Consider the following 22,304-nt stretch of genomic DNA (forward strand, 5'->3'; position numbering starts at 1 on the left):
GAAAACAAAAGCGACTACTGGGAAGCTGCCAGAACGGGAACAGTGGAAGTGGAGGTTAATCAGGGGATTATATGAAAAGGAGTTCGAGAGGGAACAGATAATTAAACTGTTTGAAATCATCGACAATATGATGACTTTATCCTCTGAATTACAGTCAAGTTTAGAAAGTAAAATCAAACAATTTGAGGAGGAAAGAACCATGCCTTTAATGAGTAATATGGAGTTACGAGGGATAGAACGCGGTAAAGAAATCGGTAAGGAAATTGGGGAGTTACGAGGGATAGAACAGGGTAAGGAAATTGGCAAGGAAATTGGAGCGTTAGAAAAAAGCCGCGATGACATAAAAACAGTTTTAACTGTGCGGTTTGGACAGATTTCTTCAGAAATTGAAGAGATAATCGGCAAAATGACTAACCCTACTATCTTAGAAGAGCTACTAAAATTAGCAGCTACCGCTAATTCTCTCGCAGAATTTAAGCAGTCTTTGGCAAAAATCCAATCCTAGAACTTCTTTAGAAAACGGGTTTCTTCAAGAAACTATTTAGAAACCCGTTTTCTTTGAGAAACCCGTTTTCTTTCTGTTGCAGTTAATGTCATGACTTTTCCCTTTTTGCCGATTCTTCCTGCTGTTGACCATATTTTATTCAATTTTGCTGAATCTGATGGCTTGAGTCAAGTTAATCAGGTGAATAGTACGAGAAATCAAGGTTTAACCGCACTGGAGTTAAATACTGTAGTTTTCCTCGATGCTGATGTTACCGATTATCAAACCCTACAAGCTGGGGTAATCTCTGGAATCACCACCGTTATTTTCTCTGCCAAGGAAGACGGAATCGAGCAAATCACCGCTTTTTTACAACAAAATCCCCAGATTACCTAATTTGATTTTTCCTGATTCATGAATAAACCTGATGAGAAAAAAAAAAAAAATAAGCATATTTTATATCCTATTGACGGTAGAAAAAAACGCTCTCAAAATGGTAGAAACGATTAATTGATGGTTTGATAGTTTTTTTTAAGCCTAACCTAGACTGGCTGAGTTTGCGGAAAACAGGCTGACTCGACTGAATAAATAATACTATAGCAGCCAAAAGCTCTTTCCTTAGGACATTAGGTAAAATCAAAAAAGAAAATTAGGAGGTCAACTATGGTTCAGTATTACGGCAATATAAATGGTAATCTTTAGAATGATTTTGACGGGAATGGAGGTCAAAACTATGGCTATTATTATGGCTCTACAGAACCTGGCTTTGTTGGTTGGACAATTAGCCTAACTAAACCTGATGATCCTAGTTTCAGCAAAGTCACTTATGCCGAGAGTTCTGGTTATTATTCTTTTGGTTCTTTACCCTTGGGGGATTATTTAATAACCGTTACCCTACCCTCTCCAGATTGGGTGCGAACAGGCAACTACTTCCTCTACAATGATTCTACCAATACTTCACAACCCGTTTCTCTTTGGGATGGATCATACGTATTTCAATCCTCTCGTAGTTCCTTTGGCTATCGAAAACCGGAAACCCAAATTACAGGTTATCTTTGGAACGATGCTAATAGCAACGGCTATCGAGACTACTACTACTACGAAGAAAGTTCAGGCGGTTGGTTAGTTTATCTTGATACCAACAATAACGGAATTTTAGATACTAATGAAAAAAGAACCTTCACTGATGATATTGGTTATTACACCTTTGCTGGATTAGAGGGAAATACAAATTATACTGTCAGTGTCGTTAAACAATCTGATAGTTGGCAAACAACTACTGGATACAGCGATACACAAATAATTAGTACCACGACTGGAGAAATTAGTCAAGCTAATTTTGCCTATCGTTTAAGTGATGGTCAAATTCAAGGCAGTTTATGGAATGATGCTAATAGTGACGCGATACAGGATCAAAGCGAGTCTCTTTTAGCAGGGTGGACAGTTAATCTTCTACAAAATGGAACCCTTATTAGTAGCACTGTAACCGATAATGGGGGGCGTTATGTTTTTGTCGGAGTTTCTCCAGGAGATTATTCTGTTGAGGTAATTCCCCTGGATGCTAATTGGCAGTTTACTAATTCTCCAGGATTCCCTGTCTCAGTTAGTGCATCTCAGCTAATTGATAATGTAAGCTTTGGCCTATCTAATCCTAATAATACAGGCAGTACAGGCACTTATGGAGAAATTAGTGGGGTAGTTTGGAATGATGCCAATTTTGGTTTAGCCGGTTGGACAGTTTTTCTCGATAGTGACAATAGTGGTACTTTAGATGCAGGGGAAACCTCAACCAAAACTGATCCCTGGGGACGTTACAATTTTGCTGGGTTAGCATCAGGAGATTACAACGTTACCGTGATTGTCCCCCCCACAGTGCAGTCCTGGCAATCTACAGGAAGTGGCAATTATAATCCTACTCCATCTTATTCTCACTTAGTCAATATTGCTTCGGGTGCAAGCCTAAGCAATATTGACTTTGACTACAAACAAAATGTTAGCCTCAATTACGGGGATATTACTGGGTATGTCTGGAATGATTTCTATGGAGATGGTGTCTTTGATAACTACTCCTACTCTAATGACAAAGGATTAGCCGGTTGGAAAGTCAGCCTAGAAGATGAAAACGGACAAACTGTTCAAACCACCCTAACTGATAAGTATGGATATTACGGATTTACAGGGGTTTCTTCGTTTAATACTAACTCTTATAACGTTACAGTTGAATCACCCGATGGATTAAATATTTGGCAATCCACCCATAGCCCCTCTCAACCCATTGTTTATTCAGGATCGAGTATCTCTGATATTAACTTCGGTTATCAATCTACCTATCGCGATATTTCTGTATTTATCTGGAATGATGTCAACGGCAATGGTACTTGGTACTCGTACTCATCAGGCAACTATCAGGATGATCCGAATGAATCATATTTAACTAACTGGAAAATCAATCTAATCCAAAACGGACAAATCATTGATAGTACCTATACAGATGGATATTACTCTTTTGGCAGTCGTCCCTTTGGCGATTATACGGTTAGTGTTGAACTGCCTTCGGCTGATTGGCAGCCAACTCAGGGTAATAATTCTGTTGGTGCTACTTCCGTTTCTTTTACTACATCTGCCCAAAATCCTTGGGGTGCATATAACTATTTCGGGTTTCAAGGGACTAAGGGAGAAATTAGCGGTTTCCTCTGGAATGATATCGATAAATCTGGTTCGTGGGGCTATGCCTTCACTGGAAACAACTATCAGTTTGAACCGGCTTTAAACGGTTGGACAGTTTACCTCGACCAAAATAATAATAATGTCCGTGATCCAGGAGAAACCAATACCGTCACCGATAACTTAGGCGGCTATGAGTTTAAGGATTTAGTCGCTGGAACCTATCGAGTGAAAGTAGATACCCCTGTGGGTTGGCAATTTACCTTTCCCACTCCTCCCGAAAAAGTTCTGACTATTACCACTAGCGAAATCTTTAGTAAAGTTAACTTTGGTTACGTCCAAGGTAGCGGTAATCGTCCCCCCCAAATCCAAAACCGCCTCTGGGGTCGTTCCATCGTTGATAACGTTACCATTCCGGGAGTATATGTCGATCCCGATGGTAATGCGTTAACCGGTACAGCGACAAAAGCGGATGGAACTTCTCTTCCTCCCTGGTTAACCCTGACGGTTCAATCTAATGGAGACTTAAACCTCAATTCTAATAATCCTCCCCGTTACTTTGTCCCCTTCGATGTCAAAATTGCGGTAACGGACGGACAAGCTAGTATCGATCATATCTTCCGCATCTATCCCAGTTATAGCGGCTTTGTTATTGATAACTATGTCGCTGGGGCGACGGTTTTCTTCGATGCGGATAAAGATGGTGTTCTCGATACGAATGAACCCTTTACTACTACCGATCAAACAGGCTTTTATCTCCTCGATATTCCCCAAAGCTTCGACACTAATGGTAACGGTGTATTTGACCCCGAAGAAGGTCGTCTAGTAGTCTTTGGCGGTGTAGATACAGCAACTGGTTTACCCTTACAAACGCCCCTCACAGCCCTTGCGGGTTCTACTACCATCACCGCTTTAACCTCCCTAGTCGAGAATTTAGTCTCTCAAGGGTTAACGGTAGAACAAGCAAACACAGCAGTAACCACCGCTTTGTCTCTTCCTGCTGGTGTTGATCTTAGCAACATCGATCCCATCGTCGCTACGACTAATAATACGCCAGGAGGAGCGGCAACTTTTGCCGCCTTAGTTCAGGTACAAAACGCCATTACCCAAATTGCGGGACTGTTAGATGGGGCTTCCGCAGCTTCTACAGAAGATATTGTTAAAAATGTCGTTTCAGCCTTGGCTAGTCAAATTCAAGGCGGAACCCCCGTAGATTTGACCGATGCTACCAAATTACAAACCGTCATTCAAGAAGCGGCGACACTGACCAATAATGTAGATGTTAGCGCGATCGCCTCTGAGGCCGCGCAAGTCATCGCAGCAGCCAACCAAAAGATTGAAGACATCGCCGCAAGTACGCCAAATGCCTCTCTACAACAGGAATTTGCTCAAGTCCAAAAAGTGGCTTTGGGTGAAACTACTAACGATTTACAACAAGCCGGGGCGGGAACTAAATCGATTACGGATGTAGTTACAGAGAATACAGGAACGGCTTTAACTGATCAAATTGACAATGCTCAGGTCTTAAGTCAAGCCCCCACTGATGTATCCTTAAACACTTCTTCTATCGCGGAAAATCTTCCTGTAGGTACAGAAGTCGGTACTTTCTCAACAGTTGACCCGGATAGTAGTGAACCCTTTACCTATAGTTTAATCGGGGGTACAGGTAGTACAGATAATAGTCTGTTTCAAATTAGCGGTAATCGCCTTTTAACTAACGCCATCTTCGACTACGAAAGCAAGAATAGTTACAGTATTCGGGTACAAACCTCTGACAGTAACGGTGGCGTTTTCCAGAAAGCTTTGACCATTAATGTCAACGACGTTAACGAAAATGAAAATCCCACCGATTTAAGCCTTAGTAATAATTCTGTCGCGGAAAACTCACCCCTAAATACCCTCATCGGTAACTTCACCACTACTGACCCTGATACTGGTAATACCTTCACCTATAGCTTAGTTACTGGGACAGGAGATACTGATAATAGTCTCTTTACCATCGACGGAAATCAACTAAAAACTAATACTACTCTCGACTACGAAAGCAAGAATAGTTACAGTATTCGGGTTAAAACCACAGACCAAGGCGGTTTGTCTTACGAAAAACAACTCACCGTCAGTGTTAGCGATGTCAACGAAAACCCAACAAATCTCAACCTATCTAACAACACCGTCGCAGAAAACTCACCCCTAAATACCCTCATCGGTAACTTCAACACTACTGACCCCGATACGGGTAATACCTTCAGCTATAGCTTAGTTACTGGTATAGGTTCAACTGATAATAGTCTCTTTACCATCGACGGGAATCAACTCAAAACTAATACTCCTCTCGACTACGAAACCAAGAATAATTACAGTATCCGGGTTAAAACCACAGACCAAGGCGGTTTGTCTTATGAAAAACAACTCACCGTCAGTATTACCGATGTCAACGAATCTCCCACAGATGTCACCCTATCTAACAATATCGTCGCGGAAAACTCACCCCTAAATACCCTCATCGGTAACTTCAACACTACTGACCCTGATACTGGTAATACCTTCACCTATAGCTTAGTTACTGGTATAGGTTCAACTGATAATAGTCTCTTTACCATCGACGGAAACCAACTCAAAACTAATACTCCTCTCAACTACGAAACCAAGAATAATTACAGTATCCGGGTTAAAACCACAGACCAAGGCGGTTTGTCTTATGAGAAACAACTCACCGTCAATGTTACCAATATTCCAGAACAAAGGATATCTATTGATAAAAACGCGATTACTTTCGGGACTCCCCTCTCACAATATCGTCAAGGTTGGAGTAACAGTAACCTAGTTCGTCCCAAATTTGCTGATACATTCCGATACATTGACATCACCAATACAGGAGTTAACGCCGAAGATATTCTCGCCATTTCCAACATAGAAGTTAAAGCCTCCAACGTTACCACTAACGCTGATTTCAGTCAGGGAGATATCTTACTCAATCCGGGACAAACTTGGCGTGTTCAATTAACTTATGCACCCACCGCAGCGCGAGAAAGCTTTAACCTCAATGATGGTTTAGTTATTCACAGTAACGCCATCAATAACACGGCCTATAATGTCGCCTTAACTGGTAAATCAACCTTTAACAGCGATATTACTTACAATGGTAAAGTAGATCGGGGTGACTTAGCACCATTACAAGCCGCTTTCAACAGTAGTATTGGTGGTTCTAAATACGATCCCACTGCTGATATTAATGGAGACGGTAGAATCAATTTAGGTGACTTCTTAGTCTTAAATTCTGACTACGGACTAAGCTTGATCTAACCTAAATTTCTGGCAACAATAGAGTGTAGGGTGCGTTAGGTCAAAAAACTAAAATTAACCATCCGCCGTAACGCACCACCTCTATCATTAAATTGATGCATTACCCTATCGCACTTCACACCCTCCGAGTGCTAGGAGTTATCTACAACCGGATTTAGTCTTATCCATTCACAAATTGACAGAAAATTATGCCTAATTTAGCCGTTGAATTTAATCTGATAGAAGACATCGCAGGAACCCCCGGTGGATTCCTTAATCAGAATAATCCCTTAAATATAGGTGATCGCTTTTTTGTTCAAGTCTTAATGAGGGATATTCATAGTAATCCTATCGGATTAACTGGTAGTGCTATCAATCTCAATTTTGAAGCCAACAAAATCCAAAATATTGACATTCCTTTTAATCCAGTTGATGATAATAGTCCCTTAGTTACTTCTAAATTTCCTCTCTTTCGGGGAGGAAACTTAAATAACATTAATGGGACAATTACCGACTTAGGGGGAGCATCTTTTCCTGATGCCGGTTTAGGTTCACTCTTGGGACTGAATCAACCAGAACAATTTAGCTTAATGCACTTTCAAGTTATCGGAAAAGGCAGCTCTAATTTAATCCTAAATGTAGATTTGAGTCAAACACATTTTGCTGATGGAACCTTAGCCGCTAATGATACAACTAATCCAAGTCAATTAATTCAAATTGTTCCTATTGTCCCCGCAAATTACACTGTAACTATACCTGAACCCAGTCTAAATATAGGTTTATTTATCCTACTAGGCGTTATGGCCGTTCTCAAGAAACAGTATGCCAAAAGAGTGTAGGCTGAGTGTTTGCGGCTATCAATTCCGTCAAAAAAACCAAATTAACAAGCCGCCGTAACGCACCACCTCTATTATTAAATCGGTGCGTTACGCTATTGCGCTTCACACCCTACGATAAGTAGCTGGTTATAATTAAATTAAAAATGGATTTTAGGTTCGATCCCCCCTGCCCCCCTTGATAAGGGGGGTGCCGATAGGCGGGGGGATCCCCCCTTAATCCCCCCTTGATAAGGGGGGCATCTGATAATTTTTAACGCCTACCTACTTATGTAAAAATAAAATTTGCTTTAGATTTGGACTAGACAACCGATGAATCAATCAACTCCCAATACTAATCAATCTATCCCCGTAGAGATAATTGCTTCCCGTAACTTCATCGATTGGTTAGAGTCTCAGCAGATTAGTCTGGCTTTTACTACCTATCAAAGTTCTCGACTGATGTTTTTAGGAGTTAACCCTCAAAGGGGGATGTCGGGATTTGAGCGGATATTTGACCGCGCCATGGGTTTATATACTACCCCAGAAAGGATTTATCTTAGTTCCCGCTATCAAATCTGGCAACTAGATAATGTGCTATCATCCGAACAGCTTTATGATGGTTACGATAAACTTTATATCCCCCGCATTAGTTATACTACTGGGAATTTAGATATTCATGATTTGGCAATAGAAAATCTCTCTGAAAGAATTGTATTTATCAGCACCATGTTAAATTGTCTGGCGACAGTCAGCGATCGCCATAGTTGTATTCCCCTATGGAAACCATCGTTTATTTCCGCTTTAGTCAATGAAGATCGTTGTCATCTCAATGGTTTAGCCTTGGTAGATGGGAAGGCGCGTTATGTTACCGCTTGTAGTCAATCAGATGTGGTGGATGGGTGGAGAGACAGAAGACAAACTGGCGGTTGTGTCATTGATATTCAGTCTAATGAAGTGATTGCTACTGGTTTATCTATGCCTCATTCTCCCCGATTTTATCAGGGTAAGTTATGGTTATTAAATGCGGGTACGGGTTACTTTGGTTATATTGATCAAGACAAAGGCATTTTTGAGCCTGTTACTTTTTGTCCTGGTTTTCTGCGTGGTTTAGCATTTGTCAGAAATTATGCCATTGTTGGATTATCTAAAAGTCGTGGGGGAGATAAGACTTTTTCGGGGTTAATCTTAGATGATAATTTAATGGCTAAAGAAGCAGATCCTCGCTGTGGTCTGCTAATTATTGACTTGAAAACAGGTGAAGTTGTTCACTGGATACGCCTAGAAGGTGAAGTGACTGAACTTTATGATATACAAGTCTTAGAAGGAGTTAAACGTCCCCAAGCTTTAGGATTCCAAAATGATGACATCAGTAAAATTATTACTCTTGATCCTATTTCTCCTTTAGTTGGAGGAAATCTAGCAAATAATCAGCCTGATACTTCCCCAGCAGATACCCTGTATCAGCAAGCATAAACCTTGCAAAAACAGCTTAAGCTTGAAGAGGCGATCGCTCTATATCAACAATTAATTAATCAATCTCCCCAATATGCAGCTGCTTGGCATCAGTTGGGGGTGATCATGGATAGTTTAGGACAAATTGATCAAGCTATTTTGGCTTACAAGCAAGCTTTAGTGATTAATCCTAATTATGCAGAAGCTCACAATAATTTAGGAATAATAGCAGTTAGCAAGGGAGATTTAGACGAGGCGATTATTTGCTTTAACCACGCTATTTGTGGCAATCAAAACTATGCTTTTGCTGAGAATAATTTAGGTTTAGTCTTACAAATGCAGGATAAGTTAGGGGATGCTGTGGTCAATTTTCAAGAAGCAATCAGGAAAAACCCTAATTATCCAGAGGCACACTTTAATTTAGGCAATGTGTTACAACTCCAGGGAAAGACTGAAGAAGCGATCGCTTATTTTCAAACAGCAATTAAACTTAATCCTAAGTATATTAAAGCTTATAATAGTTTAGCTTTAGCTTTAGGAAGACAGAACCAAGTAGAAGAAGCTATGAGCGTATTTAAGCAAGCTTTAGCCATTCAACCCAATTCACCAGAGGCTTTTGCTTGCTTATTTTCTATGAAGGAAATGACTTGTAATTGGGACACAAGAGAAGCTGATTTAATTCAACTTTGGCAATTAACCGAAAAACAGTTACAAGAGGAAAAATCTAGCGCAGTAACTCCCTTTGATACCTTATATAAACCTTGGTCTGCTAGTCAACAATTGCAAGTAGCTTATAACTATGCTCAAGAGGTTAAAAGACAATTAGCCTTAGGGACTAAACCCCTCAATTTTAACCATTCACGCACCCGATCTGGACGATTAAAAATAGGTTATTTATGCCATGATTTTCGTAACGATCCCACCAGTCATTTGATGCAAAGTGTGTTTGGTTTACATGATCGCAATAACTTTAAAATAATTGCCTATTCTTATGGTCCTGATGATGGTAGTGAGTATCGTCGTCGCATTGCGGCTGATTGCGATCGCTTTTATGATATTGCTACTTTATCAATTACGGAATCTGCACAACGGATTTTCAATGATGGGGTGCATATTTTAGTTGATTTGATGGGATATATTGATAAAGCGCGGACGCAAATATTGGCTTTAAAACCTGCACCTATTCAAGTTAATTATTTGGTTTATCCGGGGACAATGGCAGCAGATTTTATCGACTATATTATTGGTGATCCCATAGTTACCCCACCAGAATCTGCTAATTATTTTACTGAGAAATTGGTGATTTTACCGGATAGTTATCAAGCAAATGATGATCAACAAATCATATCATCTAAACCTGTTACTCGTTCCCAGTATGGTCTTCCTGAATCGGGTTTTGTCTTTTGTTGTTTCAACCACACCTATAAAATTGAGCCGCAAATATTCACTGTATGGATGGAAATTCTGGCCAATGTTCCAGGTAGTGTGTTATGGTTATTTTCGAGAGTAGCTGAAGCTGAAGCAAATCTACGTCGGGAAGCACAAGCGCGAGGAATTGAGGGCGATCGCTTAATTTTTGCCCATCTCCAACCTAAGCCGGAACATTTGGCGCGGCATCAACTAGCTGATTTATTTCTTGATACTTTATACTATAATGCTCATACTACTGGGAGTGATGCTTTATGGGCAGGTTTACCGATTATAACTTGTTTGGGGGAGACTTTTCCTTCCCGTGTTGGTGCTAGTTTACTGACAGCTATTGGCCTACCTGAATTAATTACTAAGAATTTAGAGGAGTATAAAAATTTAGCGATTAATTTAGCAAAATCTCCTGATAAATTGCACGAAATTAAACAGAAACTAGCACAAAATCGTCTTACTTATCCGTTATTTGATACCCTTCGTTTTACCCGCAATTTAGAAAAAGCTTATCGGACAATGTGGGATATTTATGCTGCGGGAAAATCACCAGAGATGATCAGGATAGCCAATTGATCACTGGAATTATCAGGGTAAGCGCATCTTAACAATCCTTGACAAAATCAACTTTATCCCTCCCAGTTTTCACGGTACTTGGCAAGAAAAATCAGAAAAAGGTGCAGAAGCAATCTCAACTTAGAAAAGGGGTTTCTATTTAGAAAACGGGTTTCTTTGAGAAACCCGTTTTCTGGACTTGTGAGAGAGAAGCTTTATTCGATTTCTCTACGGTTGAAGATTTAATCAATTGGTTAAATACTTTAACTGCTTAGTTCTTACGACCGCCTCAAGACGGAGTTATCGAAAAAAAGTTGCTTCTTCGGTTTGTGTTATGCAATGGAGGGAGTTATAAAGGATGAAACCCTTATAGAGAAAGACATTGCTGCGATTTTTGCCAATTGTTTTCGATCTAGAACGAGCTAATCAATTAAGTCTCTTGCCAGATAAGGATTTAGTCGATTTATGCCCCTGAGCGAATCATACCAAGTAACGAAGAGCCCGCATTGTTAATGTGTGTTAACAAAAAAGTATCGGATTAAATATCGCCCGTAGAATGTGGATATGGCAATAAATTTCAGAACATCAAGGATTAGTCACCGTGGCCACCATTAACTTTGACCTAACCTCTCTCTTCACCAGCGACCTCATCGTTAACGGCACTGACACTAGCCAAACAGCCATTGACGCTAACTACAGCTTAATGACCCAATCTTTGGCGGTGGGCAAAGGCGGCACCAGCAGTCAAGGTTTACCCGATAATGGCGTATTTGCGGCTAATACTTACCACCCAGCTTTTGACCTCCTCTACGACAATGCCGACAATGGCAATAACGGCATTTTAGCAACAGCGACGGGAACCTTTGTCACGTTTAATGTCACCAACCAAGCCTATTCTGCCCTTCATCTTTTTGCCACATCGGGCGGCGGAGCGAGTGATATTACCGTCACGTTTAATTACAGTGATGGCACCAATTCTACCGCAACCGGCACGATTCCTGACTGGTACACCCAGGGAAATATCACCGAATCCCAAGACCAATATTATTTATCCAAAACCCTAAATGTCAGTACCCCCAATGCGTCGGCTCTAGGTTCATCGGCAGGCATTACCAATGACATCAAACTGTTTGGATTGAGGTTTACGCCCAATAGTGCCAAGACGTTGCAGAGTGTCAGCATTAATAAAACCAGCACAACGGGTAAATTAGCCTTTTTTGGTGCCGCTGGTGTAACCCTCGATAGCACTCCCCCTACGATTAGCAGTTTGAATCCCAATGATGAGGCGACAGGCGTGGCCATTGGGGCAAATCTCGTGATTAATTTTAATGAAGCAATCCAGAAGGGGACGGGCAATATTGTTATTCGCAAGGTTTCAGATAATTCGGTAGTGGAAACCCTGGCGGTTACGTCGAGTAATATCACGATTAGTGGCAGTCAATTGACTATTAATCCTGTCAATGATTTAGCCTACAGCACGGCTTATTATGTTCAAATTGATAGCGGTGCAATTCAGGATTTAGCTACCAATAATTATGCGGGTATTGGTAATAATACTACTTGGAATTTTCAAACCGCCAATCCCCCTAAGCCGCCGACTATTACCAGTGGAAATGCTGTCAGTTTTGCTGAAAATAGCACAGGCACAGTTTATACTACTATTGCCAGTGATCCCGAAAATGCTACCTTAACCTACAGTTTAACGGGAACAGATGCGGGGTTATTTAATATTAATAATAGCGGGTTAGTTACGTTTAAAACTCCACCGAATTTTGAAAGTCCAACGGATAGTAATAGCGATAATGTTTATGGAATCACCGTTAATGTCAGTGATGGTAATTCAACGGTAACGAAAGATGTGGCTATTACCGTTACCGATGTTGTTAACGAGTCTAATCAATCACCGACTATCACCAGTGGAAATGCTGTCAATTTTGCTGAAAATGGGACGGGAACGGTTTACGCTACTGTCGCCAGCGATCCTGAGAATGACGGCTTAACCTACAGTTTGACGGGAACAGATGCGAGTTTATTTAATATTGGCAATACTGGCTTAGTCACTTTTAAAACCCCGCCAAATTTTGAAAGTCCAACGGATAGTAATGGCGACAATATTTATGATATTACTGTTAATGTCAGTGACGGCAGTTCAACGGCGACTAAAGCGTTAGCCATTACCGTTACTGATGTTGTTGTTGAAATGCCGAACCAACCGCCGGTTATTACCAGTGGAAATGCTGTCAATTTTGCTGAAAATGGCACAGACACGGTTTATACTACTGTTGCCAGTGATCCTGAAGAAGGAACCGCCCTAACCTACAGTTTGACGGGAACAGATGCGAGTTTATTTAATATTGGCAATACTGGCTTAGTTACCTTTAAAACTGCCCCTAATTTTGAAAGTCCCAAGGATAATGGTGGCAATAATATTTATGATATTGTCGTTAATGCTAGTGACGGCAGTTTGACGACAACTAAAGCGGTAGCCATTACCGTTACCAATGTTAATGAAGCACCCGTGTCTAGTAACGGTTACGTGGTTAATGTTAATTTTGCCGAAAATGGCACAGGCACGGCTTACACCACGCTGGCCAGTGACCCAGAAAATAACCCATTAACCTACAGTTTATTTGATGGGGGGGATTCCGCATTATTCAATATTAGCAATACTGGTTTAGTCACCTTTAAAGCCCCTCCTGATTTTGAAAATCCTAAAGATACTGATGGTAATAATACCTACTTGATTGCGGTGAAGGTCAGTGATGGTAATTCAGCGATTGGGCAGTTTGTATATATTACCGTTACCAATGTTAATGAACCCCCTGTGATTACCAGCGGCAACGCAGTTAATTTTGCCGAAAACGGCACAGGAACGGCTTACACCACTGTTGCCAGTGACCCTGAAAATAACGCCTTAACCTACAGTTTAACGGGAACAGATGCTGGATTATTTAATATTAGCAATACCGGTTTAGCCACCTTTAAAACCGCTCCTGATTTTGAAAATCCTAAAGATAATGACGGCAACAATATCTACAATATTACGGTGAATGTCAGTGACGGTAATTCGACGACAGGAAAAAGTGTGGCGGTTACGGTAACAAATGTTGCTGACGTGCAGACTTTTGAGGTAACTCAAGCCCTGGATAACGGCAAAGGAGATACAGCGGGGAGTCTTAGCTGGGCTATTGCTCAAGCGAATAACAATCCAGGGAGCGACACAATTAAATTAACCACTGATGTGCGTCTTAATTTTGGCAGTGATGTGATTCGGATGTGGAGCTTGATTAACAGCGATATGACCATTGACGGACAAAATCACCACATCAATGGCGACAACAACAATAACGGCAAAGTTGATGTAAATGACCGTCCTATTTTCTTTGTTTATGGTGGTGAAGCCAATCACACCGATAAGGGAGATAATGGCATTCTGGATGTGACGTTTAAAAATTTAACCCTGAAAAATGGGATGGCTAAAGGCGGTGATGGGGCGGCCGGCATGGGCGGTGCGTTGTTTATCTATGATGGTAATATCACCATTAATAATGTCACTTTTGACAACAATCAGGCGGAAGGTGGTATTGAAAGCCGTTCTTACACAGGTATCGGGTTACAAAAGATAGCGGCTAATAATGGCACAGATGGCACAGATGGCACGCATGGCGAAGTGTTTTTCGATGGCAGATATGGTGGTGATGGCGGTGATGGTAGCGAGGGCGCTAATGGCGGATATGGCGGTAATGGTGGACGGGGCGGAAATGGCGGAAATGGCGGACGGGGCCACGAAATTGAAGGATCTGGCGGAAAGCCCGCAAGGGGCGGAAATGGCGGATATGGCGGTAATGGTGGTAATGGTGGACGGAGCGGCAATGCCGGCACCGGCTACGGTCCCTACAGAGGCGCAGATGCTGGAAATGGTGGATTTGGTGGAAATGGTGGAAATGGTGGAAATGGTGGACGGGGCGGTGATGGTGGAAATGGTGGATTTGGCGGAATTGGTGGATTTGGCGGACGGGGCGGTGATGGCGGACGGGGCGCTGATGGCCGAATTTCACAAGCATATGGCGGAACCGGTGGAAATGGCGGATTTGGCGGAATTGGTGGACTTAAGGGAGATGGTATATCTTCTGAATATTTCAACTGGGGATTACACGGAAAAAACGGATTTGGTGCCAGTGGGCACGATGGGGCAGGTCTGGGCGGAGCCATTTTTATTCGGACCGGCACCGTCACGATTGTCAATAAGTCCAAGTTTACTACTAACCATGCTCATGCTTTCGGTGACGCAAAGGGCTTAGGCGGCGCAATTTTTGCCATGACCCAATCAGCCATTAATACCCAAAATAAAATTAATTCCAGTGGAATGCCATCTACCCCGGCCAAGGTCAACATCGGCTCCACAACAACCTTTACCAACAATTGGGCGCGAGATTCAGGGAGTTCACAAGATTTTATTGGCACTAACCTCGATACCAATGCCATTTATGGAACAACCGCAAAAAACGCCGCAGGTAAAGGCTTAGATGGCCCGATTGCAGGAGCCACCGTCTTCTTTGATGCCAACCTCAACGGTGTTCAAGATGCCGATGAACCCTTCACCACCACCGACTCCACCGGTAACTACGACCTAGCCATCAGCAACGAATTTGACACCAACGGTAACGGCGAGATTGACCCCTCAGAAGGGCAATATGTCCTCGTAGGCGGAACCGACGCAATTACAGGACAAGCCTTTACCGGCACCCTCAAAGCCACCCCAGGCTCCACCGTCATCACCCCCTTAACCAACCTCATTACCGAATTAACCAAAACCGGACTCACCACCGAAGAAGCTCAAACCCAACTCAAAACCTCCCTCGGCCTTCCCAGTGGCGTTGACCTGACGACCTTTGACCCCGTAGAAGCCGCCCAAAGCGGTTCCGCCGACGGACTCAAAATCCTCTCCGCTCAGGTCGCTGTCCAAACCCTGATCAACGGTATGCGGGAAGTCGCCAGCACTGTTACCACCCTGATTCCCAGCTTGACCAGCGACGCCTGGAACGATGCCTTTAATACCGCCCTCGTCACTGCCATCAAAAACGGCACTCTCGACTTAGGCAACACGACCCAAGTAGGTAACCTGTTAACCGGAACAGCCGGTATTCTGACCACCGCCAACCCTGGCATTACCACCCAATTCCAACCCCTAGTTAATGCCATTCCCGCTTCCGCCCAATTAATTGCCGGGGGCTTCAACAACACCATCCTCAACGCCACCAGCGCCACCGATATTTTCAAAGCCCAAACCGTCGCCCAGACTACCCTGACCGAAGATTACGTTGATGCGCTGCAAGGTACAGTCTCCTTTTCTAGCGTCGTCACCAACAACACCGGCACTAACCTGACCAACAAAGTAGCCGCCGCCACCATCAATGTCTTAGCCGTAGCTGTAGGGGATGACATCAGCGCCGACGAAGACACTACCAAAACAGGCAATCTTTTCGCCAACGATAGTAGTATCGGTGGAGGAACATTAACCCTCACCGCCGTTAATGGTGTAACCACCGATGTGGGTCAAGCTCTTACCCTGGAATCTGGGGCCATTCTGACCGTTAACGCTAATGGTACATTCACCTATAACCCCAACCAAAAATTCGACTCTCTGAAAGTAGGGGAAAGCCAAACCGAAACCTTTACCTATAGCCTCACCAGTGGCACTTCTACCGATATTGCTACCGTAAACCTCACCGTCAATGGAGTTAACGACACCCCCATCGCGTTAGAGTTAACAAACTCCTTCATTGACGACAATCAGCCCGTTGGCACAGTCGTCGGTAGCTTTAGTAGTGCCGATGCAGACTTGAACGACACTTTTACCTATAGCCTCGTGGTTGGCGAGGGAGATGACGATAATGGGTCATTCACCCTGGTTAACGGAGAACTCCGCAGTAACGCCATCTTCGACTTTGCGGTTAAAAACACCTACAGTGTACGGGTACAAACCACCGATGCAGCAGGAGCCAGCTTTAGCCAAAAATTCACCATCACCGTTAACGATTTACCAGTCACCTTCACCGCTACCCCTAACCTCGATAACTTATTAGGAACCAGTGGTTTTGACATCTTCGATGTCAGCGTTGCCAACCTACAAAATAACGATAATTTTGATGGTGCGGGAGGAAACGACACTTTCGTCTTAACCGGTGGAACCGCCAACCAACTCTTTACCTTTAACCTCGCTTCTAGCACCAATCAATTCACCAATGCGGACTTTACAGGCATCGTCGTCAAAAACTTCGAGAATATTGATGCCAGTGGCATCACCGGCAAAGCCAATCTGACAGGTAATAATGCTAGTAATCTCCTCATTGGTGGGCCACAAGATGATGTCTTCAACGGTGGAACTGGAGCCGATGTTATGATTGGCGGTCTGGGTGACGACTCCTACTATATAGATAATCTAGATGACACGATTATCGAATTAGATGCCCAAGGAACCGACACTGTTTACAGCACCGTTGAATATAGCCTGGTCGGCACCAACCTCGAAAACCTAACCCTGCAAGGTACGGCTAATCTAAAAGGCACAGGCAACGATGGGGTTAATGTCATTTTTGGTAATGCGGGTAATAACCAACTGGACGGCGGTCTGGGTAACGATAACCTCAACGGCGGCGAAGGCAACGACACCCTGAGCGGCGGTGAGGGTAACGATGTACTTAACGGGGGTTTAGGAACCGATCACCTACTGGGAGGTGTTGGTGACGACACCTATATCCTTGACAACAGCCGCGATGTGATCATCGAAAGTGCTGGAGAAGGTAAAGATACTGTCCAGTCTTCTGTAAATCACACCCTCACCGTCAACATCGAAGACCTCACCTTGGTCGGCAATGACAACACCAACGGGACAGGTAACAATCTAGATAATGTCATCACTGGTAACAGCGGTAATAACCTACTCAAGGGATTAAATGGCCATGACACTCTCCTCGGTGGCGCAGGTAACGACACCCTGCTTGGTGGTGTTGGAAATGATATTCTTGTTGGCGGCGATGGCAGCGACTCTTTCTTCTTTGGCAGTGGTGCGGGTAGAATTGCCGGTCCGATAATTCCCCCACACAGCGAGGCCAGTGACCCTGTCCCCTTTGGCAGTGGTCCTGTCTTTAATACCAGTGGTTTTGGCGTTGATAGTATCAGCGACTTTATTAAAGGAAGTGACAAAATTATCCTGAGTAAAACCTCTTTCAATGCTCTTGTCAGTAGCGTCGCTAACAACTTACAAGCCGCTGAATTTGCCACTATTAACGATGCTGCTAACGAACTAGCCTTAGTTGGTTCCAGTAGTGCTAAAATCGTTTACAATTTAGCAACAGGTAATCTGTTCTACAATCAAAATGGTGCCAGCAATGGCTTAGGCAATGGCGCACTTTTTGCCACTCTTAATGGCATCCCACAGTTAAATGAGAATGACATTTTAATTCAAGCCTAAGTAGGGTTGGCTGAAAATTACTGGAAAACGGTTTTGGCACTTTTTTAGCCAAAAAAGTGCCAAAACCAACGTTGAGAAATCGATCCGAGGGATTCAAAACCCTTGCACTTTCCCTCTTTGATCTCGAAGGGTTCCGCTTCCAGACGTGCGAGGTCATTCTGTTATTCTGATACTAAATCCGTTGAGTATAGGCTACTTATGAGGATAGGCACTTATGCAAAAGGAGGAATAAATAATCAGTCTTTAATAACCAGATTTAGTATGATTAATAGCTTCTAATTTTTACCAAAAATATTGGGCGCATCTTGAGAGGAAATATTGAAAATTAGGTAACTATAAGCAAGATGATCAATAGGTTGACGACTAGAACGCAGCCAGTAAAAATGGTTAGAATCGGTGGTAATACCGATTAATTGATTAGCTTCTATCACCAGTAAATTAATCGGATTACCCAGAGAAACCTGTGGGGGTGCAACTTTTTGATTCTCGATGACTAAATTAAGTTTATTATCTCCGTCATAACGAATAAAGAGAGCATTGGGATGTTTTTGGAGATAGTCTTGCAGATAATTTTTATTTTGTCCCCAATCTAAATTGGAATCGACCAGAACTTGATAGCTCATTTTGCGATCAATAACTAATTCGTTAAAATAGGAAATATAATGGGGAAAATAGGAGAGATTGGAAATTAGTAGATAAAAGGTCAGGACAATAATTAAAATGCGATAGGCTCGTTTATAAGCTGGCCAACCGGTAACAATCCTACTAGCAAAGACAAATAAAAAGGGGAAAATCATCAAAATATATCTAATACCTATTTGAGCAGTGTTAGAACTCATTAAGATGAAATATAAGACAGTGGGAATAATCAAAAAAGCTTCATTTTGCCAAAAATTTAACTGTTTTCTCCAGAGAAATAAACTGATAAATCCCAACCAGATAAATATTTGGGTAGCTATGGGTACTTTATAGAGAAAAGCGATCAGAAAATATTGGGGAAATCCCTTAATTTTAAATCCTTGTACTGGATCAACTATAAATCCTAACTGTCCCAAAAGATAGGGCATTCCACTACCAAAACCCGTTTCTTGTTTATACTTACCGAAATCTAATGCTTGCAAATAAGCAGCGGGAATAGGAATCGGTAAAGATTTGAAGATAGGATAGGTTTGCAGCTGCTGAAAACTCTGACTGAGAAATTGATAATCTCCTAATTGTCTGCCACTTACCTCGAAAGAATAACCAATATTTATGATTAACATTGTTGATAAAATCAGAGCTAATATATAGAAAATACTGCGCTTAATTCCTTGTTGAATAGCTAAAATATTTTTCTGTTGAATAGATTCAATAATTTCCCGATGGTAAAAACCTACGCTTAAAATTACATAGATGGGAACTAAATAAACGGCTGTCAAGCGGCAAATCTGGGCAATTCCAAAAGTTAATATACTTAAAACTAGATTTTTTCTGCCCCCAAATCTTAGGAAAGACCAGAAATAGTAAATGGCAATAAAAATTGAGGCAGCTCCGAATAAATCTTGAGTAATTATCCGTGAATTTCCGATAATATTAGGGTCGAGAATATAGAGGATTAAAGCCAAAAATCCTGCTAATAATCCGTAAAGTTGTTTCGACCAGATAAAAACATATATGGCTAGAATTACCGAGATAATAATCGTGGCAAACCGACCAAAAAACTTATTTTCTAAGTTTAGATATTTAGAGATAGGAAAAATATTTTGTATTGTTTGATCCACTAGGGGATGCAGTGCTGAAGCTGGCATAATATTGCGATGATAAATATTTTCATTGCCCCGTTGCGCTACCCTACCTCTGAGAATTTCCACTCCACTTTCATAATGATAACCTTCATCATAATTGAGGGATTCTGGTAGGGGAAAAAATAAACTGGTGACAGATAAAACCATAAATACCACCAAAATAATTACTAAATAGAATCGGTATTTTTTTGAGAAATTAAAGCTTATTTTCATAGATTATTTTTCCTTGACAAAATGACTTATATGTGTTAGCAAATTAAGTCCTAAAATTGAATTGCCTTGCTCATTTAACAGAGGACTATAACAAGCAATAACTCCCTCGTCTGACACAATAGATAATAAAGCTCCACTAACTCCTGATTTTGTGGGAAAACCCACCTCAAGGGCGAATTGTTGGGAAGCTTCATAGAGTCCACAATTAGTCATAATTTCTAAAATAATTTCACGAAAAGGAGCATCTAAAATCAGCTTACCTAAATTAGCAAGATCGGCAATTTTTCCAGATAAACAACAGATTTGATTGTAGGTTTCTAGGGCTAAATAACGATGACTAATATAACCTTTTTTTTCTAATTCTAAGCTTAAAGCTTGATTGTGTTCATTAGGACAGGAGTGAACAGAATCAAGCACAGAGTGATCAAGAAATAATTGACAATTACCCATTTCATTCAACCATAAAAGCAAATTTTCACAGCGAGATTCTGGCGTTTCTCCTGCTAATAAATCTGCCAAGACTATCGTACCACTATTAATCATAGGATTACGGGGAAAACCGCGATCCTCTTGCAGTTGATTTAAAGAATTAAAAGGATAACTAGAAGCTTGTTTTCCTACGCGACGAAAAACAGCATCTTCCCCTAAATGAGTTAAAAGATATAATAACAAAAAAGGTTTAATCACACTCATCAAAGGAAAAGTTACAGTTTCGTCCCCCCAAGACAAAATCTCCCCCTCAAGACAGTGAATCTGGAGAGCGAAAACCTCGGGATGAACTTGGTTCAAAACCGGAATATAATAGGGAGTCTGACCCTTGCTATCCGATAAATGCACTTCCTGTATCCAAGCTTGTATATCTTCCACCCTTAATCTAGCTAATCGGTTCATTTGTTTAATCCATGTACTCAGTCAAAGAAGCAGAATCTATAATTTTAACTCAAATTCAAACCCAACCAGAAACCGAAAAAGTTTCTCTAGGGGCAGCTTTTGGGCGCATTTTAGCCGAAGATATCAGCAGTGATTTAGACTTTCCCTACTGGGATAATTCTGCTATGGATGGCTATGCTGTCCGCTACGAAGATGTTAAAGACACTAATCCAGAAAATCCCGTTACTCTAAAGATTATCGCCGAAATTCCCGCCGGCAAAGCTCCCGAAATAATTATTCAACCAGGAGAAACAGCCCGAATATTTACGGGAGCGATGTTACCCGCCGGCAGTGATACGATTATTATGCAGGAAAATACTCAAAAACAAGGGGAGCGAGTGGCAATTCTTATCCCTCCCGAAAAAATAGGTCTTTTCGTGCGTCAACGCGGCACATTCTATCAAGCAGGAAATACCTTATTAAAAGCTGGTATTGCCCTTAATTCCCCAGAAATAGCAGTTTTAGCCACGGCACAAGCTACCGAATTAACAGTTTTTTCCCGTCCGAAAGTGGCAATTTTCTCCACGGGAGATGAATTAATTAATCCCGATGAAACCCTCCAAAAAGGTCAAATTATTGACTCGAATCGCTACGCTTTAACCGCATTTGTCGCCAGTTTAGGGGCAATTCCCACACCTTTAGGTATAATCAAAGATAATCCCGATCTTCTCAGAGAAACTATCAGAAAAGCCATTAATTCTAGTGCTATCGTCCTTTCCACCGGCGGTGTTTCCGTGGGAGATTACGATTATATCGAGGGAATTTTGGGAGAATTAGGAGGAAAAATTCTGATTGGCAGCGTTGCTATTCAACCGGGTAAACCCTTAACCGTTGCCACTTTTCCTAACGGTTGTATTTACTTTGGTATCCCCGGTAATCCCGTCTCTGCTTTAGTTTCCTGTTGGCGCTTCGTGCAAATGGCCATTAAAAAATTATCAGGATTGACAGATTATCAGAACAAATTTCTGCGAGTTATCACCCGCGATACTCTCAAATCTAAGGGACAAAGAGAAGTTTATCTCTGGGGAAAAATAGAAATTATCGAGGGAGTTTATCAATTTCAACTCGCTTCCGGACAACACAATTCGGCTAATTTAATTAATTTAGCGGGTACTAATGCTTTAGCCATAATTCCCCAGGATAAAACTATTATACAAGCAGGAGAAACAGTAGAAGTTATGATAGTTTCCTAAAAAAATACCTAACCAAATTTTTGGCTAGGTATCCAT

7 protein-coding genes and 3 pseudogenes are annotated in these 22,304 nt (G+C 41.8%); 8 read left to right on the forward strand and 2 right to left on the reverse strand.

The window, feature by feature from the left end:
- The 7 genes and pseudogenes from IM496_RS21755 to IM496_RS21785 all read left to right on the forward strand — a co-directional run.
- Nucleotides 1-505: pseudogene (locus IM496_RS21755) on the forward strand (hypothetical protein); the annotation flags it as partial.
- A 90-nt stretch (nt 506-595) separates the two neighbouring features.
- The gene (locus tag IM496_RS21760) at nt 596-880 is read left to right on the forward strand and encodes a DUF4347 domain-containing protein (RefSeq protein ID WP_194014358.1); all 285 of its coding nucleotides are present in this window, start codon (nt 596-598) and stop codon (nt 878-880) included.
- Between the two features lie 471 nt (nt 881-1,351).
- Nucleotides 1,352-6,451 carry an SdrD B-like domain-containing protein gene (locus tag IM496_RS21765; protein WP_287663305.1) on the forward strand — a complete coding sequence of 1,700 codons (5,100 nt, stop codon included), beginning with the start codon at nt 1,352-1,354 and terminating at the stop codon, nt 6,449-6,451.
- Nucleotides 6,452-6,639: 188 nt separating this feature from the next.
- Nucleotides 6,640-7,269 carry a PEP-CTERM sorting domain-containing protein gene (locus tag IM496_RS21770; RefSeq protein WP_287663307.1) on the forward strand — a complete coding sequence of 210 codons (630 nt, stop codon included), beginning with the start codon at nt 6,640-6,642 and terminating at the stop codon, nt 7,267-7,269.
- 309 nt (nt 7,270-7,578) lie between these two features.
- Nucleotides 7,579-10,695, forward strand: a pseudogene (locus tag IM496_RS21775) (TIGR03032 family protein).
- A gap of 188 nt (nt 10,696-10,883) precedes the next feature.
- A pseudogene (locus IM496_RS21780) lies at nt 10,884-10,949 on the forward strand (DUF4351 domain-containing protein); the annotation flags it as partial.
- Nucleotides 10,950-11,275: 326 nt separating this feature from the next.
- Nucleotides 11,276-18,148, forward strand: coding sequence for an Ig-like domain-containing protein (locus IM496_RS21785; RefSeq protein ID WP_287663308.1), 6,873 nt, complete (start codon nt 11,276-11,278; stop codon nt 18,146-18,148).
- A 275-nt stretch (nt 18,149-18,423) separates the two neighbouring features.
- Here the strand turns inward: IM496_RS21785 and IM496_RS21790 are convergent, their stop codons facing one another.
- Nucleotides 18,424-20,145, reverse strand: a complete 1,722-nt coding sequence (locus IM496_RS21790) for a glycosyltransferase family 39 protein (RefSeq protein WP_287663310.1) — start codon at nt 20,143-20,145, stop codon at nt 18,424-18,426.
- Between the two features lie 3 nt (nt 20,146-20,148).
- On the reverse strand, nt 20,149-21,036 hold the full coding sequence (locus IM496_RS21795; protein ID WP_287663312.1) for a glutaminase: 888 nt from the start codon (nt 21,034-21,036) through the stop codon (nt 20,149-20,151).
- An 11-nt stretch (nt 21,037-21,047) separates the two neighbouring features.
- Between IM496_RS21795 and IM496_RS21800 the strand changes: the two genes are divergently transcribed.
- The gene (locus IM496_RS21800; RefSeq protein WP_287663313.1) at nt 21,048-22,268 is read left to right on the forward strand and encodes a molybdopterin molybdotransferase MoeA; all 1,221 of its coding nucleotides are present in this window, start codon (nt 21,048-21,050) and stop codon (nt 22,266-22,268) included.
- Nucleotides 22,269-22,304 lie beyond the last annotated feature (36 nt).

Source organism: Microcystis sp. M049S2 (assembly GCF_020245625.1).
Classification (GTDB): Bacteria; Cyanobacteriota; Cyanobacteriia; order Cyanobacteriales; family Microcystaceae; genus Microcystis; species Microcystis ichthyoblabe_A.

Bases quoted from the DNA above. Each gene is read 5' to 3' on its own strand.
- IM496_RS21800 (WP_287663313.1), top strand. From the start codon at position 21,048: ATGTACTCAGTCAAAGAAGCAGAATCTATAATTTTAACTCAAATTCAA.
- IM496_RS21795 (WP_287663312.1), bottom strand. From the start codon at position 21,036: ATGAACCGATTAGCTAGATTAAGGGTGGAAGATATACAAGCTTGGATA.
- IM496_RS21790 (WP_287663310.1), bottom strand. From the start codon at position 20,145: ATGAAAATAAGCTTTAATTTCTCAAAAAAATACCGATTCTATTTAGTA.
- IM496_RS21770 (WP_287663307.1), top strand. From the start codon at position 6,640: ATGCCTAATTTAGCCGTTGAATTTAATCTGATAGAAGACATCGCAGGA.
- IM496_RS21760 (WP_194014358.1), top strand. From the start codon at position 596: ATGACTTTTCCCTTTTTGCCGATTCTTCCTGCTGTTGACCATATTTTA.